The sequence below is a fragment of the Desulfovibrio aminophilus DSM 12254 genome (assembly GCF_000422565.1).
Classification (GTDB): domain Bacteria; phylum Desulfobacterota; class Desulfovibrionia; order Desulfovibrionales; family Desulfovibrionaceae; genus Aminidesulfovibrio; species Aminidesulfovibrio aminophilus.
The window spans coordinates 268,729-292,941 of the sequence record NZ_KE383875.1; the positions used below are offsets into that span (position 1 = coordinate 268,729).

Here is a 24,213-nt window from a genome sequence, read left to right on the forward strand (position 1 = left end):
CCGGCGGTTCCCAAGAAGGAGGGACGGATGGACAAGATGAAGCTCTTGATCGTGGACGACGAGAAGGATCTCTGCCGGATCCTCTCCGATCGCCTGCACATCCTCTACGGCGTCAGCCCGGATGTGGCCCACTCCGGCGACGCCGCCCTGAAGATGATCAAGAAGACGCCCTACGACGTGGTCATCCTGGACATCGACATGCCCGGCATGGACGGCATGGAGACGCTCAAACAGATCAAGGCCGTGAGCGCCAAGATCCAGGTGGTCATGTTCACGGGCCACGGCACGGACGAGACCCGGCGCATGGCCGAGGTTCTCGGCGCGTTCAGCTACGTGGACAAGATCGACGGTCTGCCCAAGCTGGCGCCGATGGTCGAGGGCGCCTACCGGCTGCGCAAGATGCTTGAGGACACTTACGCCGACGCGGCGCTCAACGAGTATTCCTGATTATTCGCCTTCCCTGATGACCGCCGGGGCGGCCGAACCCGTTCGGCCGCTCCGGAAGCGGTCCCCCACGCTCCCCCCTGGACGACTGCCGGGGCCTTGTGAGACAGTGCGGCCATGCTGGAGGTCGCGGTCTTTCTCTGCGGAGCCGTGGTCATGGTCATCGAACTGGCCGGTTCGCGCATCCTGGCCCCCGCCCTGGGGACCTCCCTGGTGGTCTGGACCAGCCTCATCGGCGTCATCCTCGCCGCCCTGAGCCTGGGAGCCTGGTGGGGCGGGCGGCTGGCCGACCGGCGGCCCGAGCCACGACGCCTCTCCCGGATCATCCTCCTGGCGGCCTTCTGCACCGCCGCCGTGGCCCTGACCAAGGGCTTCGTGCTCGACTTCCTCCAGGCCGGGAACGGTCTGCATCTGGCGGCCGTGGCCGCCGTGCTGGCCCTCTTCGCGCCCCCGGCCCTGCTGCTGGGCATGGTCGCCCCCTTCGCGGTGCGCCTGCGGCTGCTCGACCCGAGCCGGAGCGGCCGCACTGCGGGCGACCTCTACGCCCTGTCCACCCTGGGCAGCATCGCCGGAACCTTCCTGGCCGGATTCGTGCTCATCGCCTGGGTCGGCAGCACGAACATCATCCTGCTCATGGCCGCCGTGCTGGCCCTGGCCGCCACCTGCGTCCATCCGCCGTCCTGGAAACCCGGACTGGCCTCCCTGGGCCTCTTCCTGGCCCTGCTCCTGCTGGCTCGCGCGGCCGACGCCCGGCTGGCCCGGGGCGGCTTCCTGGACACGGACACGCCCTACGGCCGGGTCATCGTCTGCCTAGCCAAGGAAGAGGGCACGGACCGGCTCATGCGGGCCATGATCACCGGCCCCGGCGCGCGCCAGTCGGCCATGTACCTGGACGATCCCCAGGCCCTGGCCCTGCCCTACACCCGCTTCTACCGTCTGACCGGGCACTTCGTCCCGGACATGCGCGAGATGCTCGTGCTCGGCGGCGGGGGGTACTCCTTCCCAAAGTTCGCCCTGGCGGCCCACCCTGAGCTGCGTCTGGACGTGGTGGAGCTGGACCCCGGGGTCACGGCCCTGGCCCGGGAGCACTTCGGCCTGCGCGACGACCCGCGCCTGCGCGTGCTGGAGGAGGACGCCCGGACCTTCCTCAACCGCAACGGCAAGCGCTACGACGCCATCCTCTGCGACGTCTTCAACACCGACCACGCCGTGCCCTTCCACCTGACCACCGTGGAGACGGTCCGCCGCCTGCGCGCCTCGCTCACGGACAACGGCGTGGTGCTGGTGAATCTGCTCTCCTCCATGTCCGGCGACCGGGGCCGTCTCTACCGGGCGCTCTTCGCCACCTACGCGGCGGTCTTCCCCCGCGTGCGGGCCTACGCCGTGGAAAACCCGGCCGCCCCCGGACTGTGGCAGAACGTGATCCTGGCGGCCTTCTCCAACCCGGAGGCCGCCGACCGGCCCTCGGCGGACCCGGAGCTGGCGGCCATGCTGGCGGCCCGCGTCCCGGACCCGGAAACGGATCTGCCCGTGCTCACCGACTCCTACGCGCCCGTGGATCGCTACGCCGGACGGCCGCCGCGCCTGTCGGGATTTGACAGCCCGGCTCCGGGGAATTAGGGAACATCGGCGCGGCCACCGGCCGCCAGTCCCCACAAAAGGAGCGCGCATGGCCTCGACCGTCGACGAATTGACCGTGAATTATGAGGAAAACGGCGTCCTGCTCGTCAAGGAGCTGGACAAGGCCATCCTGTCCAAGGGCACCTGGGCGACCCTGCTCTTCCGCTACCAGGAGATGACCCGGGGCACCGGCGAATACGGCCCGGAGAAGTACGGCATCCGGCGCTACCAGAAGCGCAACGGCGAATACCGCCAGCAGTCCAAGTTCACCATCTCCAGCCCCGACCAGGCCCGCAAGATCATCGAGATCCTCCAGGGCTGGATCGGGGACTAGCCCTTCCCGGGGTCGAGCACCGTCTCCACCCCGGTCTCGGCCCGGACCCGCGCCAGGAAGGCCCGCACCTCGCCGTCCTGGTCCGGGCTGAAATTCAGCTGCAGAATCCCCTTCCGCCTGTCGGCCACGCTGAACAGCGCCAGATTGTCGTGGGCCTCCAGCAGGAACCGAAACAAGGCGATCCGGCTGGGCTCCAGGCGCACGTAGAGCCGCGACGACCACTTCGGCGGCGGTCCGGCGATTTTCCGGCGACCGCGCCTCATGCTTGGCTCCCGCGCCAGTCCGCCCCGTTCCGGGCCCGCTCCCGATCTTCGAACGCCAGCTCCCGCAGCCGGTCCAGGTGCTCCATATGCTTGGCGCAGAGCTTCAGGTCATTGCCGATGATGTTCCCCGCCCGTTTGCGTTCCACGGCCCCCGTCCCGGAAAATCCCGTCGCCTGATGATGCACGCAGGCCACCGTGCCGGTGTAGACCACCCGCCAGCCCGCCAGGCAGGCGGCCAGATCGTGGTCCAGGTCGTCGCCCTGGGAGGGGTTGAAGCGGATGTCGAAGCCCGGCAGTTCCCGCAGGGCCCGGCCCCGAAGCAGATGGCAGCAGCCCATGACCGACATGGTTTCGCGGGTGTAGTCGTAGAGCCCCAGGTCCAGGGCCCCCTCCGGGGCGTGGATGGAAAGCTTGAACAGGTCCGGCCGGGCCAGGGCCACGTTGCGGTACAGGTACTGCAATCGGGCGGGGTTCCCGGGGTCCAGAACCTTGCAGCCCACCACGCCGATGCCGGGGTCGGCCTCGGCCACGCTCAGAAAACGGCCCAGCCAGTCCGCCGGAATCTCCACGTCGTCGTCCAGGTAGGCCACGGAGTCGGCCTCGCGGCACTCGGGCAGGGCCGCCAGCCAGTTGCGCGCCGCCGGAGCGCCTACGTTCACCGGCAGGTCGACGACCTGGAAGTCGTTGTCCGGGAAAAGCGCCCGCGCCGTGTCGGCTACCCGGCGGCTATGGTCCGAGCAGCCGTTGAGCAGCAGGCGGACCTTGGCCGCGCCCAGGTCCGAGGCGGCCAGGGAAGCCAGGGTGCGCTCCAGCAGTGCGGCCTTGTTGAAGGTGTACAGGCAGACCACCACGGAGCGGTCCCGGATCAGCGCCGGGTCCAGGGGCGTTGGCCGGTCCAACTCGGCAAGGCGCAGGGCGATGGGCGTCTGGGACGGGTCCAGGGCAAGGGAGGCTCGCAGCATGGAGGCGGCCGCCTCGTATTCACCCGCGGACAGGCGCAAGGACGCGGCCAGGTTGCAGAGCGTCTCGTCGCGGACTGCCTGGGGCAGCCCGGCCCAGAGCGCGTCGGCCCCAGCCCGCAGGCCCAGGGTCGCGTGGTGGGCGAAGAGCCGGGCCCGCCACGCGGCCTCTAGCAGCCCGGGGCAGCGGAAGGAGGCCAGCCAGTCGCCCGGGGCGCGGCCGCGTCGCAGGTCCAGGTCCAGGAGCAGGTCCGCAACCTGGACATAGGAGGGATAGACCCGCAACAGGGTGCGCAGCACGGGCTCGGTCTCCAGGCGCTCGTCCGGTCCGTCCAGAGCCAGGATGTCCTTCAATCCGTCCGGCTCGGCGTTGAGCGAGGCCAAGAGGTCGGCGCGCACGGCGGCCTCGTTGTCCCCGGCGATGCGCGCCAGGGCGCGGGCGGTCTGCTCGTCGAAGGGTTCCAGCCTGAGCCGCTTGGCCAAAATCGCGGCCAGGGCGGCGACGATCCCGGGCATGGACCCGAGGTCGGGCTCGGCCGCCAGACGCGCGGCGTAACAGGAGCAGATGGTGGGGTCCAGGAGGAGCTGGGAACGGTGGTTGTCCAGGTGCTCCAGAACCTCGTCGCCGGAGAGCCGTTCCAGCTCTCCGCTCATGCCCCGGGCCAGGACCGTGAAATAGGCGGCGTGCATCTCCCCTCCCTTGGGGCGGCCCGGCGGTGGGCGGAAAAGGTGCGGGTGTATGCCGCGCGATGCGTCAAAGGACGCGGCAACCGTCTTCCGTGACCAGGACCATGTGCTCCCAGCGCACCCCGCCCCAGTCCGGCCAGTACAGGCCCGGCTCCACCGTGACCACCATGCCCGGCCGGAATACGTCCCGGCTCTGGCTCGACAGGCTGGGGGCCTCGTGGGTCTCCAGGCCCACCCCGTGGCCCAGGCCGTGGGTGAAGCGGTCGGCCACGCCGTGCTCCTCGAAGAAGCGCCGGACCAGATGGTAGGACTCGGCGATGGGCGCGCCCGGCCGGATGTATTCGATGGCCCGGCGCTGGGCCTCGCGCACGAGAGCCAGGACGTGGCGGAAGCGGTCCGAGGGTTCGCTCCCGAGCCAGAAGGTCCGGGTCTGGTCCGAGCAGTAGGCGTCCAAGCGGCCGCCCGCGTCCACGAGCACGAGCCCCTGCGCCGGCAGGCGGTCCTGGCCGGGCTCGGCATGGGGCAGGGCCGCGTTCACCCCCGCGCCCACGATGGTCGGGAAGGCCAGGCCCGAGGCCCCGCCCTCGCGGAAGAGCCGCTCCACCTCCCAGGACGCCTGGGCCTCGGTCATGCCCGGGACGAGCCGCTCGGGCAGGGCCAGCATGACCCGTTCGTTCAGGACGCAGGAGGCCTCCATGCGCCGGATCTCGTCCGCGTCCTTGATGACCCGCAGATCCTCCACCAAGCCCTCGGTGGGCGTCAGGGCGACGAACTCGCGCAGGCGCTCATAGTCGCGCACGCAAAGCGACCGGGGCTCGAAGCCCAAGGCGGGCGGATTCAGGGACTTGAGGAAGGCTCCGACCACTTCCATCTTGCGCGAGGAATAGATGACGATCTCATCGGGCCAGACCCGGCGGGCGGCCTCCTCGAAGCGGGGGTCGGTGAGCAGGGTGTCGCCGCCGTGGGCCGTGATCACCAGCCAGCCGGCCGACTCGTTGCACTGCGAGTCGGCCAGCTCGAAGCCGGAAAGGTACCAGCGGTTGGCGGCGTGGGACACGAGCAGGGCGGGCAGGCCCCGCGCCCGCAGACTTTCCTTGAGCGCCTGACGGCGCTGCTCGAAAACGATCACGTCCACGTCCATGCGTTACAGGGAATAGGTGCGCTCCGGCAGGCCCTGGACCATGCGTTCGGCCCATTCCACGCCCTGCATGACGGAATGGTCCATGTTGCCCACCTCGTACTTCCAGCCGCCGAAGCGGCCCCGGGAAAAGATTCCCTGGGCCTCCAGGCGCGGCTGTATGGTCTGTAGCGCCTGGTCGCGGGCAAGGCAAGGCACGGGATAGCCATAGTCCACCACCGTCTCCCAGCGGGTCAGAACTCGTTCGCCGTCTCCGGGGGCCATCAGGCCGCAGGCCGCGAGCCCGGCCTCCGTGCGGGCCATGAGCCCGGCCAATCTTTCCGGTTTGTGCGCCGAGAAGCTCGTCTCGCACATGAGCGCCCGCTGGTCCGGCGCGGCCGGGTTATTGGGCGAATAGTTGTGAAAGTTGGTGGTCCGATAGAAGGGCGTCTCCTCGCCGGGAAAATACATCCAGCAACGGCTGTCGGTCCTGCCCGAGGGCGGCAGGCCCACCCCGGCCACGTAGACCCCGTTGTGGACCAGGGCGGAGGCGGCCTCCACCAGCTCCGGCTCGGGATCGGCCAGCCAGCGCCCGGCCAGGAGATCCAGGGGCGCGGTGCTCAGGAGCGTCTCGTAGCGCACCTCCTGGCCGTCGGCCGTGCGCGCGGTCCGGTTCCGGGCGTCCAGCCGGACCACGTCCGCGCCGTAGCGCACCTTGTCCTCCACCCGGGCGGCCAGGCGGCGAAAAATTTCGCCCGTGCCGCCGCGCAGCGGGAACCTGAAGGTGTTGTTCGGGCCCCAGGCCACGTCGTCCAACTCCAGGAGGATGTTCTTGAGCACTCCCTCCAGGTCCACCACGCTCACCCGCTCGCCGATCCATTTGAAATCCATGCGTTCCGGCGGCGTGGCCCAGACCTTGAAGTTATAGGGCAGCATGAAGATGTCCGCGATGCCCCGGCCGAAAACGCACTCGATCCACTGTCGGAAGTTCTCCGGCCGCCCCTCGGGACGTTTGCCCGGCAGCAGCCCGCGCACGCAGTCCCAGCGTTCAGCCCGGGGCAGGTGGCGGACGTTGTTCTGAAAGGGATAGGGCACCCAGCCGCCGCAGGCGCGGACCCAGGACTCGCGCTGATGCTCCAGGTATTCCCCGGCCAGCAGGTCGTCCACCAGTTTGTCGAAATAAGGATAATGGGAGAAGAGGACGTGGCCGCCGATGTCCCAGGTGAACCCGGCCGCGTCGCGGAAGCTGGCCGACAGGCCGCCGGGGTGGGCATTTTTTTCCAGGACCAGGAAGGATTCCTGACCCAGCTCCCGCAGCCGATGGGCCGCGCCGAGCCCCGTGGGACCGGCTCCGATGATGAGGTGCTTGACTTCCACTCGTTTCTCCTCCGGGACGGTTCTACGTCGCGAAAGCCGACGCATCAAGTTCCGTGCCAGTCGCGCCGTCTCCCCTCGCGGGGCGGGAAAACGGCACGGGACGCTTCTCGTGTCACCCAGCTTTCTCTTTTCCGTCACATTAATGTAACGTGGGATTGCTAGAAAACCTTCATCCGAATTCGGCACGAACGTTTTCAAACCTCATCCCATTCGCGGAGGACGTTTCCATGAAGATCAAGATTGTGGCGCTCGCCGCCGCGCTGACCCTGTGTCTGTCCGGCCTGGCCTTCGCCGGCAGCGTCGAAGTCAAGGGCTCCACCACCGTGCTTCCGCTCATGCAGAAGTCGGCCGAAGCGTTCATGGCCCAAAACAAGGGCGTGAACGTCTCCATCTCCGGCGGCGGTTCCAGCGAAGGAGCCAAGGCCCTCATCGACGGCACCTGCGACATCGCCATGATGTCCCGCGACATGAAGGACAAGGAGATCGAGGCCGCCACCGCCAACGGCCGCGCGCCCAAGCTGTTCGTCGTGGCCTACGACTGCATCGTGCCCATCGTGCATCCGGGCAACGCGGTCAAGGATCTGAGCGTGGCCCAGCTCCAGGACATCTACGCAGGCAAGATCACCAACTGGAAGGACGTCGGCGGCGCCGACGCCCAGATCGTGGTCATCTCCCGCGACACCTCCTCCGGCACCTACGACTGCTGGGAGAACAAGGTCATGCATGACGGCGGCAAGAAGGAACGCGTCTTCCCCGGCGCCCTGCTCCAGGCCTCCAACGGAGCCGTGGTCCAGGCCGTGTCCAAGAACAAGCTGGCCATCGGCTACATCGGCCTGGGCTACCTGAACAAGGAAATCAAGCAGGTCAGCGTGGGCGGCGTCATGGGCGACGCCACCACGGCCCTGAACAAGACCTATCCCGTCTCCCGCGGGCTGAATCTCTACACCCCCGGCGAGCCCAAGGGCGACGCCAAGGGTCTGGTGGACTTCATGCTCTCCCCCGCCGGTCAGAAGCTGGCCGACGAGATCGGTTTCGTGCCGTTGAAGAAGTAGTCGGACGTCGACCCGACGTCCCGCCGGAACGGCCCGCGCCGTTCCGGCGGGTTCCGTCGTTCCGATGCCCATTCAGGATTTCCGGCTCCAACGCATCCGAGGTGTCCCGGTGAACCGTTTCCATCTGTCCGTCGGCATGCTCCTGGCCCTGGCCCTGGGCCTGTTCCTCCTCGGTCAAGCCGCCTCGCGACACAGCGAGGTCGAGAAGCTGGCCCTGCTCAAGGCCGACGTCCTGACCAAGTCCGGTGAGGAATACCCGAGCGTGGCCCGGGCCCTGCGCGAGATCCAGCGCAACGTGGAATTCGAGCTGACCGAACGGGCCAAGGTCGAGGCGGATGCCGCCACAGCCGAGGCCCGGCTCCAGGTTTCGCTGGAGGATCTGGAACGCCTGTCCAAGTATCTGCGCCAGGATCGGGCCTTCACGGCGGCCCCCCCCAAGGGCCAAACCGCCCTGGACGTGCTCGCCGGACTCGTCCGCCACCGGGCCTCGGCCCGCGCCCACGGCTACGACATCGCCGCCGCCGTCCTGGCCCTGGCGGCCGGGATCATGCTGTTGCTCAAGGCCCTCAAGCTCCAGCGCACCACCCGGGAGCGGCTCATCCAGTCCGCCTTCCTGGGCACCGCCACCACCTGCATCCTGGTGCTCTTCCTGATCATGCTCTTCCTCTTCGCCGAGGGTCTGCCGGTGTTCAAGGCGGTCTCGCTGCCGGACTTCCTCTTCGGGCATCTCTGGTACCCCACCGAAGACCCTCCGCTTCTGGGGATCCTGCCGCTCATCGCGGGCTCCATCGCGGTCACGGTCCTCTCCTCGTGCATCGCCATTCCCCTGGGGGTGATGACCGCCGTGTACCTGGCCGAAATCGCCAGCCCCCGCGTGCGCGAGATCTTCAAGCCGATGATCGAGCTGCTGGCCTCGCTGCCCTCGGTGGTCATCGGCTTCTTCGGCATGGTCGTGGTCGCGCCCTTTCTGCAGGACGCCTTCCACGTGGCCACGGGGCTGAACCTGTTCAACGCCTCGCTCATGCTGGCCTTCATGTCCGTGCCGACCATCACCAGCGTGTCCGAGGACGCCATCTTCGCCGTGCCCAAGGAGCTCAAGGAGGCGTCCCTGGCCCTGGGAGCCACCCACCTGGAGACCCTGGGCCGGGTCATCGTGCCGGCCTCGCTCTCGGGCATCAGCACGGCGGTGATCCTGGGCATGTCCCGCTCCATCGGCGAAACCATGGTGGTGCTCATGGTGGCCGGAGGCGCGGGACTCATCCCCTCCTCGATCTTCGACCCGGTGCGGCCCATGCCCGCGAGCATCGCGGCCGAGATGGGCGAGGCCCCGTTCCAGAGCGAACACTACTACGCCCTGTTCGCCATCGGCATGGTGCTCTTCGTCTTCACCCTTCTCTTCAACATCGTGGCCGACCACATCGCGCACAAATACAAGCAGGTCGGCGCGGCCACGCTCTAGGAGACGCCATGCAGTCCGAAGCGACCACCACCCACGGCCTCTCCCGCTTCCTGCCCGAGGAACAGGCCCGCCGCCGCGACCAGCGGCGCAAGACGCTCCAAGCGGGCGTCTTCTGGGTCTTTCGGGGAGCGGTGCTGATCAACGCCCTGGCCCTGGCCGTGATCCTCGGCTTTCTCCTGTTCAACGGCCTCTCGGCCATCAGTTGGGAATTCCTCACCGAAGCCCCGCGCAAATCCATGACCGAGGGCGGCATCTTCCCCTGCATCCTGGGCACGTTCCTGCTCAGTTTCGGCTCCATGGTCGTGGCCCTGCCCCTGGGCGTGGCCTCGGCCATCTATCTCCACGAGTACGCCCGCCCCGGCCGCGCCCTGCGGCTCATCCGCCTGGGCATCTCCAACCTGGCCGGGGTGCCCTCGGTGGTCTTCGGGCTCTTCGGCCTGGCCTTCTTCGTCACGGTCATGCACCTCGGCGTTTCCATCGCCGCCGGGGCACTGACCCTGGGGGCGCTGACCCTGCCCGTGGTCATCGGCACCACCGAGGAGGCCCTGCGCTCCGTGCCCCAGACCTACCGCGAAGCCTCCCTGGGCCTGGGCGCCACCAAGTGGCAGACCATCTCCAAGGTGGTCCTGCCCGCGGCCCTGCCCGGCATCCTCACCGGCTCCATCCTGGGCATCAGTCGGGCCGCCGGGGAGACCGCCGCGATCATGTTCACGGCCGCCGTTTTCTTCACCCCGCTCATGCCGACCTCCATCCTGGACGACGTCATGGCCCTGCCCTACCATATCTACGTCCTGGCCACGGCCGGAACCGAAATCGAGAAGACCCGCCACCTCCAGTACGGCACGGCCCTCGTGCTCATCGCCCTGGTGCTCGGCATGAACCTCATCGCCATTTTCATCCGGGCCCGCCTCCAGCGCAAGATGAGCCGTTGACCGCTCCGGCTTCCTCTTTTGTGACGCCGGCCGCCGGACCATGACGGTCGGCGGCCTGCGTCATTTCAAACATCCTCGGGATGCGTTCCGCCTATATCTCCTGGACGGCATGGCCTTGTCTCAAAAAAATAAATAATTGCAGATGAATGCACCGCCTGCATACTGGACGCCCCAAGCGACCCAAACTGTGGATTTGTTCCCATTCGCCTTGGAATTGGTAGCTATCGATCATGTCCGAATTCTGCCTGAAGGTTCTTTTCGGCCAACGCGTCCGCACCCTGCGCGAGGAGCGCGGGCTGACCCAGGCGCAGTTGGCCGAACGCATCGCCGTCACCGAACAGTACGTCGGCATGATCGAGCGTGGCCTGTCTTCCCCATCCTTCGGCGTGATCCAAAAACTTTGCCTGGCCCTGGGCGTCAACCCCGCGGAACTTTTCCGGCCGTCCCGCGAGGTGTGCCTCAATTACCTGCTTTCCCGGCCCGAAGACGGTGACGCCCCGCACATGCTGCGGCGGCTGGCCGTCGGCGTTGGATACTGGGAGAGGAGCTTCCGCTCGGGACACCTGTTTCTCTCGCGGCCCATCCAGCGCATGTTCGGCTACGCCGACATGCCCGAACCCATCGACCGCGAGATGTTGTTGGAAAGAATCCATCCCGATGATCGGGGCTTCGTGCGGCAATGGGTGCCGAAACTCCTGGCCGGGGAGGGCCCCATCAACAGCCTGTTTCGATTCTCCTCCCGCCGGGACTCCGGCGTCGAGCCCTGGCCGCGCCTGGCCCTGGCCCTGGCCGACCTGGAGACCGATCCGGACGGGCGGCCTCTGGCCGCCTGTGGAGCCCTCATCGAAATCACGGAACTCTTCGCGGAAACCGACGGAGGGGACCCCCCTCTAGAATAGTGAGCCGGGGCGACCAACAGGAGAAAAAATGTGCCGAGAACGATGTGATTCCTGTCCGCATTTCCCGCTCTGCAAGGGCTGCCCGTTCCGGTCCCTGGCCGCGAACCTGGACAACGACACCACCCGGGCCATGCTTTCGGCCTACTGTCTGAATCCCGAGGGCAGCGCCCAGTGTGTGCGCCGACTGGTCATGCGCTTCCACAATCTGGTCCTGCCCGCGGACATCATGCCCGACGGACGCTCCTGTTTCGGAGCCTGAGCGGCCTCAGAGCGCCCCTTCCAGGCGCAGCAGGAATTCCTTCATGGCCAGTCCGGCCGGATTGCTGAACCCGGTGAGGGCGCCGCGCGCGCCGAGCACCCGGTGACAGGGCAGGATCAGGGGCCAACGGTTGGCGGCCATGGCCCGCCCCACGGCTCGGGCCGCGCCGGGTCTGCCGCAGAGCCGGGCCAGCTCCCCATAGCTCACGACCATGCCCTGGGGCGCCTCGCGGGCCAGGGTCAGCAACGCCTCGCGGGTGAACCGACTCACCCGCTCCAAGGCCAGAGGCAGCTCGGGCCAGCGCACGACCTCGCCGCCCACATAGAGCTCCAAGGCCCGACCCACGGCCCGGGCGGCCTCCGACGGCTCCGGCGTGGCCGTGAGCCCCTCGGACCAGCGCAGGCCGATCTCCGAGACCCGGCCGTCCTCCCACTCCAACGCCAGGGCCAGCGGCCCGGCGACGACACACTCAGGCATGACGTCCTCCCGTTTCGCGCGTGTCGACGGCGAAGCCCCGCGCCGCCAGTCCGCCCCGGATCGCGGCCAGAACCCCGGCCTTGTCCGAGGCCCAGGCCGGGGCCAGCAGTTCGCCCGGAGCCGGGTCGGCGCAGAGCCGCTGGACCACGATGTCCGGCCGCAGCCGGTCCACGGCCTCGGCGACCCAAGCCGCGTACTCCTCCAGGGCCGGAGGCTCGTATTCCCCGGCCTCCCAGTCCTTGGCCAGCTCCGTGCCCTTGAGGACCAGGGTGTTGTGCAGCTTGATTCCGGCCACCGGCAGGGCGTTGAGGAAATCCACTCCCGCGAGGAAGGCCTCCCGGCCCTCGCCGGGCAACCCGGCCATGAGGTGGCCGCAGACCAGGAGTCCGGCCGAGGCCGCCGCCGCGGTCGCCCGGGCGAAGCAGGCCGGGTCGTGCCCCCGGTTGATGCGCGTGAGCGTGGCCGGGTCGGCGGATTGCAGGCCCAGATCCACCTGGATCCAGGGCAGTCCCAGACCGGCCAGCAGGGCGATCTTTCCGCCGTCCAGGCAGTCCGGCCGGGTGCCGACGCAGATCCCGGCCAAGCCAGGCAGGCCGCGCAATTCATCCAGGACGGCGGCCAGCCGCTCCGGCGGCCCGTAGGTGTTGGAAAAGGATTGCAGGTAGGCCAGGAAGCGATCGGCCCCGCGCGATTTGGCCAGGCGGTCGCGCCAGAGATCCCACTGGGCCCGCAGGGACAGCCCGGAGGCGGCCAGACCGGTGCCCGAGCCCCGCTCGTTGCAGAAGGAACAGCCCCGGCGCGAACGGCTCCCGTCCCGGTTGGGACAGGAGAAGCCCGCGTCCAGGGGGATCTTCCAGACCTTCCGGCCGAAAACGCGGCGCAAGGCCTCCGAAAGGGTTGGAAAACGCCGCATGCCTGGCCCGCCTTGCGCGATTCGTTGGCCGCGCTTGCTTGACGCACCGTCTTCTGCTACCAATCGCGCAGCCGTTTCGCTACAATAGCCGAAAGTGCGGCCGAAGCAAGGGAAGCCGTCGGCATCCCCCCTCCAGGAGCCAAGACACATATGGGCAAACTGCTGAACAAAGTTCTCGGGGCCTTCTCCACGGACCTGGCCATCGACCTGGGCACCGCCAACACCCTGGTTTACGTCAAGGGCAAGGGCGTGCTCCTCTCCGAACCGTCGGTGGTGGCGGTCAAAAAGGACTCGCGCGGCGGCAAGACCGTGCTGGCCGTGGGCGCGGAGGCCAAGCGCATGCTCGGCCGCACCCCGGGCAACATCGTGGCCATCCGCCCCATGAAGGACGGCGTCATCGCCGACTTCGAGGTCACCGAGGCCATGCTCCGCCACTTCATCTCCAAGGTCCACAACTCCCGGCGGCTCGTGCGGCCCCGGATCATGATCTGCGTGCCCACGGGCATCACCCAGGTGGAAAAGCGCGCGGTCAAGGAGTCGGCCCAGAGCGCCGGGGCCCGCGAGGTCTACCTCATCGAGGAGCCGATGGCCGCGGCCATCGGCGCCAACCTGCCGATCACCGAGCCGACCTCGAACATGGTCGTGGACATCGGCGGCGGCACCACCGAAATCGCGGTCATCTCGCTCTCAGGCATCGTCTACGCCAAAAGCGTGCGCATCGGCGGCGACAAGATGGACGAAGCCATCATGCAGCACGTCAAACGCAAGTACAACATGCTCATCGGCGAATCCACGGCCGAGGAGATCAAGATGACCATCGGCACGGCCTACCCCGTGGACGGGATCTCCGAGATGGAGGTCAAGGGACGCGACCTGGTCACCGGCATCCCGCAGAACCGCATCATCACCGCCGAGGAGGTCCGCGAGGCCATCTCCGAGCAGGTGGAGGGCATCGTCCAGGGCGTGCGCATCGCCTTGGAGCAGACCCCGCCGGAATTGGCGGCGGACATCGTGGACCGGGGCATCGTGCTCACCGGCGGCGGCGCGCTGCTGCGCGGCCTGGACGCCCTGCTCCAGCACGAGACGCAGTTGCCCATCACGGTGGTCGACGACCCGCTCACGGCCGTGGTCAAGGGGTCGGGCAAGGCCCTGGAGCACATAGACCTCTATAAGGACATCTGCGCAGACTGATGTGAAGCTCAAGAGCATCGCAGTCATCGTCCTCACGGGCCTGTTCGTCTACCTGAGCCTGTACACCTGGAACCTCCGGACCGGGCACCTGGACCGACTCGCCGAAAACACCGGCCTGGACGCCGCGCGACTCGTGCTCAAACCGGGCACGTGGGTGGCGGACCAGGCCGTGTCGTTCTGGCGACGCTACATCCACCTCATCGGCCTGCGCGAAGAGAACGACCGCCTGCGCGCCGAGGTGGGCCGCCTGCTCATGGACAACAACTCCCTGCGCGAACAGGCCCGGGCCGGCGCGCGCATGGAGGCCCTCCTGGGCTTCACCCCCGCGCCGGAGTGGGTGGCCGAGGGAGCCCGGGTCATCGCCCACAGGCTGGGGCCCAACGCCCTGCTGGAAACCCTGGTCCTGGACCGGGGCACGCTCCAGGGCGCGGGGCCGGACCAGCCCGCGATCACCCCCCAGGGCGTGGTGGGCCGCATCCTGCGCGCGGGCCTGGCCTCCTCCACGGTCCTGCTCCTGCACGACGTGAACAGCCGCATCGCGGTCATCGGCCAGAACCACCGCTCCGCCGGAGTGCTGGCCGGACGCGGGCCGGGCCGGGAGATGGAGCTGAAATACGTGAATCTGAACGCGCCCATCGAGCCCGGGGAACTGCTGGTGACCTCCGGACTCTCCGACTCCTTCCCCAAGGGCCTGCCCGTGGCCCGGGTGCTCAAGGTGGAGCGCTCCGACCTGTCGCTGTTCCTGGACATCACGGCCGAGCCGCTCATGGACTTCGAGGCCCTGGAAGAAGTTCTGGTCCTGCGGCGGCGGGACGCCCCGGCCGTCGGCGGGGAGAGCTGACATGCTGCGCGCCCTCTGGTGGGCGGGCTTCGCGGCGGTCGGAATCTGGGCCGAGGCCTTCGTGCCCGGCGTGGACTTCCTGGCCCCCGGGCTGGTCTTCAGCCTCCAGACCGAGGGGCGGGCCCGGGCCCTGACCCTGGCCCTGGCCTGGGTGCTCCTGCAGGAAGGCATGGGCAGCCAGCACTTCGGTGCCTCGGTGATCTGGTACTGGGCCCTCTACCTCCTCGTCAGCCTGGGCCACGACTACTTCCAGCCCAGGAGCCTTCCGTTCATGACCCTTCTGGGGCTCGTCATGGGCCTGCTGCATTTCCTCCAGACCTACGCCATGGCCACCCTCTCGGTGAAGGGCGTGCCCCTGGACCGGGTGGCCTGGGAATCCCTGATCCAGGTCCTGACCTTCCCGGTGGTCTGGTTTTTCGTGGACAGGTTCTATCCCGCGCGACTGAGGGACGATGGCCAACCTGTATGACTCCCGCGAGCAGCAGCCGCCCCGTTCCGGGCTGCTTCTGCTCCAGGCCTGCATCCTCGGGCTCTTCTGCGTCTTCGCCCTGCGTCTCTGGTACCTTCAGGTGCACAAGGGCGAGGAGTACGCCGAGAAGGCCAAGGAGAACCAACTGCGCCAGGAGCCGGTGTTCGCCCCGCGCGGGCTGGTCCTGGACCGGGGCGGAACCATGGTGGCCGTCAACGAGCCGGCCTACGCCCTGGGCCTCGTGCGCGAGGACGTGAAGAACCTGGACGCCACCCTGGCCGAGATCTCGCACCTCACCGGCACGCCCCTGGACAAGCTCCAGGAGGCCTACCGCCGGGGCCGCAAGCGGGTGAAGCCCTTCGAACCCATGCTCATCGTGCCGGACCTGGACTTCGAGCAGGTGGCCTCCGTGGAGGCCAACCACCTGCGCTGGCCCGGGTTGGAGATCGTGGTCCGCTCCCGGCGCTACTACAAATTCGGCCATCTTCTGGCGCACGTGCTCGGCTACGTGGGCGACGCCAGCGAGGACGACCTGGAGAAGGACTCCAGCCTGGCCCTGGGCGACTACGTGGGCAAGAACGGCCTGGAACAGATGCTCGAGCGACGGCTGCGCGGGACCAAGGGCGTGCGCCAGATGGAGGTGGACGCCACGGGTCGGCGACTCTCCGAGGCCCTGCTCAAGAAGCCCAAGTCCGGCGAGGACATCGTCCTGTCCGTGGACCTTGGGCTGCAGGCCACCATCGCCCGCCAGCTCGAGGGCAAGGCGGGCAGCGTGGTGGTCATGGACCCGGACACCGGCGAACTCCTGGCCCTGGTCAGTTCGCCGTCCTTCGACTCCAACGCCTTCACCGCCGGGCTGACTCCGGAGCAATGGAAAGGCCTGCGCGACGACCCCATGCACCCCCTGCAGAACCGGGCCACCCAGAGCGTCTATCCCCCGGGTTCGGTGTTCAAGCTGGTCATGGCCGGAGCCGGTTTCATGGCGAACATGCTCGACCCGCGCGAAACCGCCTTCTGCCAGGGGTCGCTGGCCCTGGGCAGCCACGTGTTCCGCTGCTGGCGCAAGGGGGGGCACGGTTCCGTGGACCTGGAACAGGCCCTGGTCCAGTCCTGCGACGTGTATTTCTACAAGCTCGGCATGAAACTCGGCGTGGACCGCATCAGCGAGTTCTCCTTCGCCGCCGGGTTCGGCAAGCCCACGGGCATCGACCTGCCCCACGAAAAAGGCGGCAACATCCCCACCAAGGAATGGAAGCTCAAACGCTTCGGCCAGAAATGGACCAAGGGCGAGGATCTGAACTTCTCCATCGGCCAGGGCTACACCCAGGTCTCGCCCCTGCAGGTGGCCCGCTACATCTCCGCGCTCATCAACGGCGGCCGCCTGCTCAAGCCGAACCTGATCCACGGCGATCCGCCCGTGCTCCAAGGCCGCCTGCCGCTCACGGAGGCCCAGCGGCTGTTCATCAAGAAGGCCATGGTGGCCACGGTGGAGGACCCCCGCGGCACCTGCCGCCGAGTCCAGACCCCCGGGGTCACGGCCGGGGCCAAGACCGGCACGGCCCAGGTGGTGCGCCTCACCGACGAACTCAAGGCCATGCCCGAGGACAAGATTCCCTACCAGATGCGCGACCACGCCTGGATGGCGGGCTTCGCCGAACGGGGCGACCGCCGCGTGGTGGTGGTGGCCATGGTCGAGCACGGCCTGCACGGCGGATCGGGCGCGGGCCCCTCGGTGAAGACCGTCTTCGACTACGTCTTCCTGGGCAAGGGGCTGGGCCCGGTGCCCGAGGCCCCCGAACCTCCGGAAAACAACGAATAGGGAGCCGCCCATGTCCCCCATCGACAGACGCCTGCTCTTCCACGTCAACTGGCCCCTGCTGGGCCTGACCCTGCTGCTCTTCCTCTGCGGGGTCATGAATCTTTACTCGGCCAGCGGCTTTCGCCTGGGCGAGGGCATGAGCGTGGACACCTTTTATCAGAAGCAGCTCATCTGGGGGCTCATGGGTCTGTGCGGCATGATCAGCATGACCTTCTTCGACTACAAGCACCTGCGGGCGGCGGCCTGGCCCCTGTTCTGGGTCACGGTGGCGCTACTCGCCGCCGTGCCCTTCGCGGGAAAAACCATTTACGGCGCGCGGCGCTGGCTGGACCTGGGCTTCATGAGCTTCCAGCCCAGCGAACTGGCCAAGATCTGCATCCTGATCATCGGCGCGCGCATCCTCTCCCTGGAAAAGGAGCGCCTGGGCTTTTTCAAACTCTTCTGCATCCTGGCCGTCGGCTTGGTGCCCGCGGGCATGGTCATCCTCCAGCCGGACCTGGGCTCGGGCTTGTCCATCCTCATGCTCCTGGGCGGCCTGATCCTCTACCGGGGCCTCACTCCCCGGGTCTTCAAGACCGCCCTGATCGCCATTCCGAGCCTGCTGCCCCTGGCCTGGTTCGGCCTGCACGACTACCAAAAGCGGCGCATCCTCTCCTTCCTGGACCCGGCCACCGATCCCCTGGGCGCGGGCTACCACATCATCCAGTCGGAAATCGCCATCGGCTCGGGCCAGTTCTGGGGCAAGGGTTTCCTGGCCGGAACCCAAAGCCAGCTCCGCTTCCTGCCGGAAAAGCACACCGACTTCGCGGTGGCCGTGTTCGGCGAGGAATGGGGCTTCCTGGGCATGATGCTCCTGCTGACGACCTTCTGCGTCTTCCTCTACCAACTGGTGATCATCGCCAGGGATCCTCGGGATCTCTTCGGCAGCTACCTGGCCGCGGGAATCTTCTTCTATTTCTTCTGGCAAATCCTCATAAACATGGGTATGGTTCTGGGGCTCATGCCCGTGGTGGGCATACCCCTGCCGTTCATCAGCTACGGGGGCAGCGCCACCCTGGTGAACTTCTGTCTCATCGGCCTCGCGCTCAACGTGTCCATGCGCCGCTTCCTGTTCAAACAGGGTTAGGGGCGGAGGGCCGCCGCGGGGCCCTGTCCGTCTCTTTCCAGCATTGAGGAGCGAGGCATCCATGGCCAAGGACGAAATCAACGCCTTTCTGGGCGCCGGAACCAGCTACCACGGCAAGCTCCATTTTCACGGGGCGGTGCGCATCGACGGCAACTTCCAGGGCGAGGTCGAATCCGACGGCACCCTGGTCATCGGCCAGGAGGCCGTGGTCGAGGGCACCCTCCGGGTTGGTCAGCTCGTGCTTTCCGGCAACCTGCGCGGCGAGGTGGAGGCCGGGGGCCGGGTGGTCCTGCACAAGACCGCCAACCTCCAGGGGGACATCAGAACACCTGTCCTCGTGGTCGAGGAGGGCGCGATTCTGGAGGGCCGACTGGCCATGTCCCGTCCCGGAGAAGTCGCGGACGCCGTCGGAACCGCCGACGGGAACTTGTTCTAATCGGCACAAGCGGCCGGAGGTCGTGATCCAGCGGCCTGAAAGCTCCCGCTTTTCCGGCAAAAAGGCTTTGACACACCGGCTGAAATTGGATAAAGGGCCTGTGACTTTGTCTCAAAATTCACAATTTCCTTGGGGGCGGGTATGATTGATCTGGACTTTTCCTTTTTCATTCAGCTTGTGAATTTCATCATCACCCTGCTGGTTCTGAACATCCTTCTCTTCGGCCCCATCCGCGCCATCATCAAGAAGCGTGGCGAACTGATGGCCGAAAAGCTGGGCAAGGTGGAGCAGTTCACCACCCAGGCCGATGGCAAGCTGCGTGACTACCAGGCCGCCCTGACCGGCGCCCGCAAGGACGCGGTGGACATCCGCAACGGTCTCAAGGCCGAAGGCGTCAAGGAGGAGCAGGGCATTCTGGCCACAGCGGGCCAGGAAGCCGCGTCCACCCTGAAGGCCGCGCGCGCCGACATCTCGGGCCAGGCCCGGGACGCCCTGGCGCAGCTCAAGAAGGACGTGGAAAAATACGCCCAGAAGGCCACGGAAAAGATCCTGGGTCGGGCGTAGAGGGAAGGAGGAGAGGGCTTGAAACGTTTCATCAACACGTGCGCGGCGGTCCTGTTCGTCCTGGCGCTGGCCGGTCTGGCCCATGCCTCCGGCGACGCGGGCGAACACGGTCTGCCCTGGGGCAACTACCTGCTGAGGGTCGTCAACTTCGCGATCTTCGTGGGAATCATCTGGTATCTGGCCGGCAAGAAGATCGCCTCCTTCTTCGGTGGTCGCCGCAACCAGATCAAGAAGGATCTGGATGATCTCGAGGTGCGCCAGAACGAGGCCGCCAAGCGCCTCAAGGATGTGGAGCAGAGCATCGCCAACCTGGACGCCGAGCGCAAGGCCCTGCTGGACGAGGCGCGGGCCCAGGGCGAGGCCCTGAAGGCCGCGATCATCGAAAAGGCGAAGAAGGACGCCGAGCAGATCAAGGCCCAGGCCCGCATGTCCTCCGAGAATGAGTCCAAGGCCGCCGTGGACGCCCTGCGCGCCCAGATGGCCGACCTCATCGTGGAGGCCGCCACCAAGATCGTGAGCGAGAAGCTTTCGGCCCAGGACCACGAGCGCCTCGTGGACGAATACTTAACAAAGGTGGTGCTCAATTGAGCGGGAACATCGTAGCGCGCCGCTACGCCAAGGCCCTCTTCGCCTTTGGCGAGAAACAGGGCGCGGCCGAGCTTCAGGCGTACGGCGAGGAGCTGTCGCGACTGGCTGAGGTTCTGGGGGGATCGCCCGAGGTCATGCGCTTCTTCAAGAGCCCGGTGTTCAACCGGGACGAGAAGAAAGGCGTGCTGGGCAAGGTCCTGGAGGCGGCGGCCGTGCGCCCCGCCATGAAGAACTTCTGCGACCTGTTGGCCGACAAGAACAGGTTGCCCTTCCTTCCCGACATCGCGGGAGCCTTCGGAAAGCTGCTGGACGCCGTGAACGGCGTGGTGCGCGGCCGTCTGGTCACGGCCGTGGAGCTGCCCGAGGCCCGGCGGACCGATATCAAGAACAAGCTGGAGAAGCAGGCCGGAAAGCAGCTTGAGCTGGACTACGCCGTGGAACCGGGCATCCTCGGCGGGATCGTGCTCAAGGTCGGGGACAAGGTTCTCGACGCCAGCCTGCGGGCGCAGCTGGACATTTTGAAAGAAACCATCAAGAGGGGTGAGTAGGGCCATGCAGATCAAAGCCGAAGAAATCAGCAAAATCATCGAGGGACAGATTCAGAACTATCAGTCCCGCGTGGAGATGAGCGAGACCGGCACCGTGATCTACGTCGGTGACGGTATCGCCCGCGTCCACGGCGTTGAGAACGCCATGGCCATGGAGCTGCTGGAGTTCCCCGGCGGCCTCAAGGGCATGGTGCTCAACCTGGAAGAGGACAACGTCGGTGTGGCCCTTCTGGGCGAGACCACGGACCTCAAGGAAGGCGACCCGGTCAAGCGCACCGGCCAGATCTTCTCCGTGCCGGTCGGCGACGCGGTCATGGGCCGCGTCCTGAACCCGCTGGGCGAGCCCATCGACGGTCTCGGACCGATCGGCGCCACGGAAGTCCGCCCGGTGGAGCTCAAGGCTCCCGGCATCATCAAGCGCAAGAGCGTGCATCAGCCGATGATGACCGGTCTGAAGGCCATCGACGCCATGACCCCGGTCGGCCGCGGCCAGCGCGAGCTGATCATCGGCGACCGTCAGGTCGGCAAGACCGCCGTCTGCCTGGACGCCATCCTGGCCCAGAAAGGCGGCGACGTGCACTGCTTCTACGTCGCCATCGGCCAGAAGAAGGCCACCGTCGCCCTGGTGGCCGACGCCCTGCGCAAGTACGGCGCCATGGAGTACACGACGATCATCTCGGCCACGGCCTCCGAGCCCGCGCCGCTGCAGTACATCGCCGCCTACTCCGGCTGCACCATGGCCGAATACTACCGCGACTCCGGCAAGCACGCCCTGATCATCTACGACGACCTGTCCAAGCAGGCCGTTGCCTACCGCCAGATGTCGCTGCTGCTCCGCCGCCCCCCGGGACGCGAAGCCTACCCCGGCGACGTCTTCTACCTGCACTCCCGCCTGCTGGAGCGCGCGGCCAAGGTCAACGACTCCGTCGGCGCCGGTTCCATGACCGCCCTGCCGATCATCGAGACCCAGGCCGGCGACGTGTCCGCGTACATCCCGACGAACGTGATCTCGATCACCGACGGCCAGGTGTACCTGGAGCCCAACCTGTTCAACGCGGGCATCCGTCCGGCCATCAACGTCGGCCTCTCGGTCTCCCGAGTCGGCGGCGCGGCCCAGATCAAGGCCATGAAGCAGGTCGCCGGTTCGCTCCGTCTCGACCTGGCCCAGTACCGCGAGCTGGCCGCCTTCGCCCAGTTCGGTTCCGACCTGGACAAGCGCACCCAGGCCAAGCTCAACCGCGGCGCCCGCCTGGTGGAGCTGCTCAAGCAGCCCCAGTATCAGCCCATGCCGGTGGCCGAGCAGGTCGCCTCGCTCTACGCCGGCACCCGCGGCTTCATGGACGACGTGCCGGTGGAGGCCGTGCGCAAGTTCGAGGACGAGTTCCTGGACTACATGCGCAACTCCAAGGCCGACATCCTGAAGGACATTGTGGAGAAGAAGGCTCTGGACGAGAACATCGAAACCCGCCTCAAGGCCGCCCTGGAAGAGTTCAAGAAGGGATTCCGCGCTTAGCGCGGCGGGGGGATAGGCGATGGCATCTCTGAGAGACGTCAAGAGCAAGATCACCGGCGTCAAGAAGACGAAACAGATCACCAAGGCCATGAACATGGTGGCCTCGGCCAAGATGCGCAATGCGCAGGCGCGCATTGAACGCTTCCGGCCCTACGCCGCCAAGTTCTATGAAATGCTCGGTGATCTGGCTTCGGGCGCCGACGGGAGCGTACATCCTCTGCTGGAGGTCCGCGAAGAGGTCAAGACCGTGGGCATCGTCCTGGTCACCTCGGATCGCGGCCTGTGCGGCAGCTTCAACACCAACCTCATCAAGATGGCCACCAAGCTGGCCGCCGAGAAGAAGGCCGCCGGACAGTCGGTGAAGTTCTACTGCGTGGGCAAGAAGGGCCGCGACGCGGTCCGCAAGCTGGAGTACGAAATCGGCCTTCAGTACCCCGACGCCATGAACTCCTTCGACTTCACCCTGGCCAACGAGATCGGCATGGAGCTCATCGCCAGCTACTTGGCCGGCGATCTGGACGAAGTGCATCTGATCTACGGCGAGTTCGTGAGCATGGCCCGCCAGCCTGCCGTGACCTTGGACATCCTGCCCATCGTCTCGCATGCGGCCGAGGGCGAGGAAGCCCCGGCCGAGGCCAAGGCCGAGTATCTGTACGAGCCGTCGGTGGAAGGCCTGCTGGCCGAACTGCTGCCCCGTTTCATCAAGGTGCAGTTGTATCGCGGCATCCTGGACACTTCCGCAAGCGAGCACGCCGCGCGCATGGCGGCCATGGACAATGCAACCAAGGCCTGCGACGACCTGACCAAGGCCTTGACACTGCTCTATAACAAGACCCGTCAGACTTCGATCACCAGGGAGCTGATGGACATCGTCGGCGGCGCTGAGGCGCTGAAAGGGTAAAAGGGGGCCTAACACATGAGCAACATCGGCAAGATCGTTCAGGTCATCGGCGCCGTGGTCGACGTCGAATTTCCTGAAGGCAAACTGCCCAACATTCTGAACGCGTTGGAGATCAAGAATCCCAACAACACCGACGCGCCGGATCTGGTCTGCGAAGTGGCGCAGCACCTGGGCAACAACGTGGTCCGCACCATCGCCATGGACGCCACCGAAGGCCTGGTCCGCGGCATGGACGTGGTCGACACCGGCAACTCCATCCTGGTGCCCGCCGGCAAGGCGTCTCTCGGCCGCATCATGAACGTCGTGGGTCGCCCGGTGGACGAGATGGGCCCCATCAGCTCGGACATCATGCTTCCCATCCACCGCCACGCTCCGGCCTTCACCGAGCAGAACACCAAGGTCGAACTGCTGGAGACGGGCGTCAAGGTCGTGGACCTCTTGATCCCCTTCCCCAAGGGCGGCAAGATGGGCCTCTTCGGCGGCGCCGGCGTGGGCAAGACCGTTATTCTCATGGAGCTCATCAACAACATCGCCAAGCAGCACGGCGGCCTGTCCGTGTTCGCGGGCGTGGGTGAGCGCACCCGTGAGGGCAACGACCTCTATCACGAGTTCAAGGAAGCCGGGATTCTGGACAAGGCCGCCTTGGTCTACGGCCAGATGAACGAGCCTCCGGGAGCCCGTTCCCGCGTCGCCCTGACCGCCCTGACCGCCGCGGAATACTTCCGTGACCAGGAAGGCCAGGACGTGCTGCTCTTCATCGACAACATCTTCCGGTTCACCCAGGCCGGCTCCGAGGTGTCCGCGCTCCTCGGCCGCATGCCCTCCGCGGTGGGTTACCAGCCCACGCTGGGCACCGACCTCGGCGAACTGCAGGAACGCATCACCTCGACCACCAAGGGTTCGATCACCTCGGTGCAGGCCGTGTACGTGCCCGCCGACGACCTGACCGACCCGGCCCCGGCCACCACGTTCTCGCACCTGGACGGCACGCTGGTGCTTTCGCGCCAGATCGCCGAGCTGGGCATCTACCCCGCCGTGGACCCGCTGGACTCCACCTCCCGCATCCTGGACCCCCTGGTCCTGGGCAAGGAGCACTACCAGACCGCCCGCGGCGTGCAGAGCGTGCTGCAGAAGTACAAGGACCTGCAGGACATCATCGCGATTCTGGGCATGGACGAACTGTCCGACGAGGACAAGCTCACCGTGTCCCGGGCCCGCAAGATCCAGCGGTTCCTCTCCCAGCCCTTCAGCGTTGCCGAGCAGTTCACCGGACGCGCCGGCAAGTACGTGAAGATCGAGGACACCATCCGCGGCTTCAAGGAAATCCTCGACGGCAAGCACGACGATATCCCGGAGCAGGCGTTCTACATGGTGGGCGGCATCGAAGAGGCTCTGGAAAACGCCAAGAACATGTAGGATAGGGAC

At 67.0% G+C, this 24,213-nt stretch carries 26 protein-coding genes; 20 read left to right on the plus strand and 6 right to left on the minus strand.

Features of this window, described 5'->3' with window-relative positions; genetic code table 11:
* Positions 1–27: 27 nt before the first annotated feature.
* The 3 genes from H587_RS0113745 (at position 28) to H587_RS0113755 (ending at position 2,398) form a co-directional block, all read left to right on the plus strand.
* Positions 28–447 (plus strand): response regulator, encoded by a 420-nt coding sequence (locus H587_RS0113745; protein ID WP_027176740.1) that lies wholly within the window; start codon positions 28–30, stop codon positions 445–447.
* Between the two features lie 114 nt (positions 448–561).
* Positions 562–2,064 (plus strand): fused MFS/spermidine synthase, encoded by a 1,503-nt coding sequence (locus H587_RS18795; protein ID WP_051202870.1) that lies wholly within the window; start codon positions 562–564, stop codon positions 2,062–2,064.
* Positions 2,065–2,113: 49 nt separating this feature from the next.
* Entirely contained in the window at positions 2,114–2,398 is a 285-nt protein-coding gene (locus tag H587_RS0113755) for a hypothetical protein (protein ID WP_027176741.1), read from the plus strand.
* On the opposite strand, the gene H587_RS0113760 is transcribed toward H587_RS0113755, so the two are convergent.
* The 4 genes from H587_RS0113760 to H587_RS0113775 all read right to left on the minus strand — a co-directional run bounded on the left by H587_RS0113760 (position 2,395) and on the right by H587_RS0113775 (position 6,801).
* Positions 2,395–2,661 (minus strand): DUF4911 domain-containing protein, encoded by a 267-nt coding sequence (locus tag H587_RS0113760; RefSeq protein WP_051202872.1) that lies wholly within the window; start codon positions 2,659–2,661, stop codon positions 2,395–2,397. The genes H587_RS0113755 and H587_RS0113760 overlap by 4 nt on opposite strands.
* Positions 2,658–4,310 carry a glycosyltransferase family 2 protein gene (locus tag H587_RS18800; protein WP_051202873.1) on the minus strand — a complete coding sequence of 551 codons (1,653 nt, stop codon included), beginning with the start codon at positions 4,308–4,310 and terminating at the stop codon, positions 2,658–2,660. Before H587_RS18800 ends, H587_RS0113760 begins: the two co-directional genes overlap by 4 nt.
* A gap of 64 nt (positions 4,311–4,374) precedes the next feature.
* Positions 4,375–5,436 (minus strand): M24 family metallopeptidase, encoded by a 1,062-nt coding sequence (locus H587_RS0113770; RefSeq protein ID WP_342662377.1) that lies wholly within the window; start codon positions 5,434–5,436, stop codon positions 4,375–4,377.
* A gap of 15 nt (positions 5,437–5,451) precedes the next feature.
* The gene (locus H587_RS0113775; RefSeq protein WP_027176744.1) at positions 5,452–6,801 is read right to left on the minus strand and encodes a protoporphyrinogen/coproporphyrinogen oxidase; all 1,350 of its coding nucleotides are present in this window, start codon (positions 6,799–6,801) and stop codon (positions 5,452–5,454) included.
* Positions 6,802–7,028: 227 nt separating this feature from the next.
* Between H587_RS0113775 and H587_RS0113780 the strand changes: the two genes are divergently transcribed.
* The 5 genes from H587_RS0113780 (at position 7,029) to H587_RS0113800 (ending at position 11,402) form a co-directional block, all read left to right on the plus strand.
* Complete coding sequence (locus H587_RS0113780) at positions 7,029–7,853, plus strand: PstS family phosphate ABC transporter substrate-binding protein (RefSeq protein ID WP_027176745.1); 825 nt, start codon at positions 7,029–7,031, stop codon at positions 7,851–7,853.
* 547 nt (positions 7,854–8,400) lie between these two features.
* Positions 8,401–9,312 carry a phosphate ABC transporter permease subunit PstC gene (pstC, locus tag H587_RS0113785; protein WP_034609525.1) on the plus strand — a complete coding sequence of 304 codons (912 nt, stop codon included), beginning with the start codon at positions 8,401–8,403 and terminating at the stop codon, positions 9,310–9,312.
* Between the two features lie 8 nt (positions 9,313–9,320).
* The gene (gene pstA / locus H587_RS0113790; RefSeq protein WP_051202876.1) at positions 9,321–10,244 is read left to right on the plus strand and encodes a phosphate ABC transporter permease PstA; all 924 of its coding nucleotides are present in this window, start codon (positions 9,321–9,323) and stop codon (positions 10,242–10,244) included.
* Positions 10,245–10,474: 230 nt separating this feature from the next.
* Positions 10,475–11,143, plus strand: a complete 669-nt coding sequence (locus H587_RS20365; protein WP_084630790.1) for a helix-turn-helix domain-containing protein — start codon at positions 10,475–10,477, stop codon at positions 11,141–11,143.
* A 28-nt stretch (positions 11,144–11,171) separates the two neighbouring features.
* Positions 11,172–11,402 carry a hypothetical protein gene (locus H587_RS0113800; protein WP_027176748.1) on the plus strand — a complete coding sequence of 77 codons (231 nt, stop codon included), beginning with the start codon at positions 11,172–11,174 and terminating at the stop codon, positions 11,400–11,402.
* 6 nt (positions 11,403–11,408) lie between these two features.
* On the opposite strand, the gene H587_RS0113805 is transcribed toward H587_RS0113800, so the two are convergent.
* Together H587_RS0113805 and mnmL are read right to left on the minus strand one after the other, a co-directional pair.
* A complete protein-coding gene (locus H587_RS0113805) occupies positions 11,409–11,879 on the minus strand; it encodes a methylated-DNA--[protein]-cysteine S-methyltransferase (RefSeq protein ID WP_027176749.1) in 471 nt (156 codons plus the stop codon).
* Positions 11,872–12,792 carry a tRNA modification radical SAM protein MnmL/YtqA gene (mnmL, locus tag H587_RS18810; RefSeq protein WP_051202878.1) on the minus strand — a complete coding sequence of 307 codons (921 nt, stop codon included), beginning with the start codon at positions 12,790–12,792 and terminating at the stop codon, positions 11,872–11,874. The genes H587_RS0113805 and mnmL overlap by 8 nt, the downstream gene beginning before the upstream one ends.
* A gap of 150 nt (positions 12,793–12,942) precedes the next feature.
* Between mnmL and H587_RS0113815 the strand changes: the two genes are divergently transcribed.
* From H587_RS0113815 to atpD, 12 genes are all read left to right on the plus strand, one after another.
* Positions 12,943–13,983, plus strand: a complete 1,041-nt coding sequence (locus H587_RS0113815) for a rod shape-determining protein (RefSeq protein ID WP_027176750.1) — start codon at positions 12,943–12,945, stop codon at positions 13,981–13,983.
* Position 13,984: 1 nt separating this feature from the next.
* Positions 13,985–14,824 (plus strand): rod shape-determining protein MreC, encoded by an 840-nt coding sequence (gene mreC, locus H587_RS18815; protein ID WP_051202880.1) that lies wholly within the window; start codon positions 13,985–13,987, stop codon positions 14,822–14,824.
* 1 nt (position 14,825) lies between these two features.
* On the plus strand, positions 14,826–15,293 hold the full coding sequence (locus H587_RS0113825; protein ID WP_027176751.1) for a hypothetical protein: 468 nt from the start codon (positions 14,826–14,828) through the stop codon (positions 15,291–15,293).
* On the plus strand, positions 15,277–17,112 hold the full coding sequence (gene mrdA, locus H587_RS18820; RefSeq protein WP_051202883.1) for a penicillin-binding protein 2: 1,836 nt from the start codon (positions 15,277–15,279) through the stop codon (positions 17,110–17,112). The genes H587_RS0113825 and mrdA overlap by 17 nt, the downstream gene beginning before the upstream one ends.
* A gap of 10 nt (positions 17,113–17,122) precedes the next feature.
* The gene (gene rodA, locus H587_RS0113835) at positions 17,123–18,238 is read left to right on the plus strand and encodes a rod shape-determining protein RodA (RefSeq protein WP_027176752.1); all 1,116 of its coding nucleotides are present in this window, start codon (positions 17,123–17,125) and stop codon (positions 18,236–18,238) included.
* Between the two features lie 61 nt (positions 18,239–18,299).
* Positions 18,300–18,674 (plus strand): bactofilin family protein, encoded by a 375-nt coding sequence (locus tag H587_RS18825; protein WP_034609440.1) that lies wholly within the window; start codon positions 18,300–18,302, stop codon positions 18,672–18,674.
* A gap of 141 nt (positions 18,675–18,815) precedes the next feature.
* Positions 18,816–19,238 (plus strand): F0F1 ATP synthase subunit B, encoded by a 423-nt coding sequence (locus H587_RS0113845; RefSeq protein ID WP_027176753.1) that lies wholly within the window; start codon positions 18,816–18,818, stop codon positions 19,236–19,238.
* An 18-nt stretch (positions 19,239–19,256) separates the two neighbouring features.
* On the plus strand, positions 19,257–19,826 hold the full coding sequence (gene atpF, locus H587_RS0113850; protein ID WP_034609442.1) for a F0F1 ATP synthase subunit B: 570 nt from the start codon (positions 19,257–19,259) through the stop codon (positions 19,824–19,826).
* On the plus strand, positions 19,823–20,374 hold the full coding sequence (gene atpH, locus H587_RS0113855; RefSeq protein WP_027176755.1) for an ATP synthase F1 subunit delta: 552 nt from the start codon (positions 19,823–19,825) through the stop codon (positions 20,372–20,374). Before atpF ends, atpH begins: the two co-directional genes overlap by 4 nt.
* 4 nt (positions 20,375–20,378) lie before the next feature.
* A complete protein-coding gene (gene atpA, locus H587_RS0113860) occupies positions 20,379–21,887 on the plus strand; it encodes a F0F1 ATP synthase subunit alpha (RefSeq protein ID WP_027176756.1) in 1,509 nt (502 codons plus the stop codon).
* Positions 21,888–21,906: 19 nt separating this feature from the next.
* Entirely contained in the window at positions 21,907–22,788 is an 882-nt protein-coding gene (locus H587_RS0113865) for a F0F1 ATP synthase subunit gamma (RefSeq protein ID WP_027176757.1), read from the plus strand.
* A 15-nt stretch (positions 22,789–22,803) separates the two neighbouring features.
* On the plus strand, positions 22,804–24,204 hold the full coding sequence (gene atpD, locus H587_RS0113870; RefSeq protein WP_027176758.1) for a F0F1 ATP synthase subunit beta: 1,401 nt from the start codon (positions 22,804–22,806) through the stop codon (positions 24,202–24,204).
* Positions 24,205–24,213: the final 9 nt, after the last annotated feature.

Bases quoted from the DNA above. Each gene is read 5' to 3' on its own strand.
- H587_RS0113745 (WP_027176740.1), top strand. From the start codon at position 28: ATGGACAAGATGAAGCTCTTGATCGTGGACGACGAGAAGGATCTCTGC.
- H587_RS18795 (WP_051202870.1), top strand. From the start codon at position 562: ATGCTGGAGGTCGCGGTCTTTCTCTGCGGAGCCGTGGTCATGGTCATC.
- H587_RS0113755 (WP_027176741.1), top strand. From the start codon at position 2,114: ATGGCCTCGACCGTCGACGAATTGACCGTGAATTATGAGGAAAACGGC.
- H587_RS0113760 (WP_051202872.1), bottom strand. From the start codon at position 2,661: ATGAGGCGCGGTCGCCGGAAAATCGCCGGACCGCCGCCGAAGTGGTCG.
- H587_RS18800 (WP_051202873.1), bottom strand. From the start codon at position 4,310: ATGCACGCCGCCTATTTCACGGTCCTGGCCCGGGGCATGAGCGGAGAG.
- H587_RS0113780 (WP_027176745.1), top strand. From the start codon at position 7,029: ATGAAGATCAAGATTGTGGCGCTCGCCGCCGCGCTGACCCTGTGTCTG.
- pstC (WP_034609525.1), top strand. From the start codon at position 8,401: ATGCTGTTGCTCAAGGCCCTCAAGCTCCAGCGCACCACCCGGGAGCGG.
- pstA (WP_051202876.1), top strand. From the start codon at position 9,321: ATGCAGTCCGAAGCGACCACCACCCACGGCCTCTCCCGCTTCCTGCCC.
- H587_RS20365 (WP_084630790.1), top strand. From the start codon at position 10,475: ATGTCCGAATTCTGCCTGAAGGTTCTTTTCGGCCAACGCGTCCGCACC.
- H587_RS0113800 (WP_027176748.1), top strand. From the start codon at position 11,172: ATGTGCCGAGAACGATGTGATTCCTGTCCGCATTTCCCGCTCTGCAAG.
- H587_RS0113805 (WP_027176749.1), bottom strand. From the start codon at position 11,879: ATGCCTGAGTGTGTCGTCGCCGGGCCGCTGGCCCTGGCGTTGGAGTGG.
- mnmL (WP_051202878.1), bottom strand. From the start codon at position 12,792: ATGCGGCGTTTTCCAACCCTTTCGGAGGCCTTGCGCCGCGTTTTCGGC.
- H587_RS0113815 (WP_027176750.1), top strand. From the start codon at position 12,943: ATGGGCAAACTGCTGAACAAAGTTCTCGGGGCCTTCTCCACGGACCTG.
- H587_RS0113825 (WP_027176751.1), top strand. From the start codon at position 14,826: ATGCTGCGCGCCCTCTGGTGGGCGGGCTTCGCGGCGGTCGGAATCTGG.
- mrdA (WP_051202883.1), top strand. From the start codon at position 15,277: ATGGCCAACCTGTATGACTCCCGCGAGCAGCAGCCGCCCCGTTCCGGG.
- rodA (WP_027176752.1), top strand. From the start codon at position 17,123: ATGTCCCCCATCGACAGACGCCTGCTCTTCCACGTCAACTGGCCCCTG.
- H587_RS18825 (WP_034609440.1), top strand. From the start codon at position 18,300: ATGGCCAAGGACGAAATCAACGCCTTTCTGGGCGCCGGAACCAGCTAC.
- H587_RS0113845 (WP_027176753.1), top strand. From the start codon at position 18,816: ATGATTGATCTGGACTTTTCCTTTTTCATTCAGCTTGTGAATTTCATC.
- atpA (WP_027176756.1), top strand. From the start codon at position 20,379: ATGCAGATCAAAGCCGAAGAAATCAGCAAAATCATCGAGGGACAGATT.
- H587_RS0113865 (WP_027176757.1), top strand. From the start codon at position 21,907: ATGGCATCTCTGAGAGACGTCAAGAGCAAGATCACCGGCGTCAAGAAG.
- atpD (WP_027176758.1), top strand. From the start codon at position 22,804: ATGAGCAACATCGGCAAGATCGTTCAGGTCATCGGCGCCGTGGTCGAC.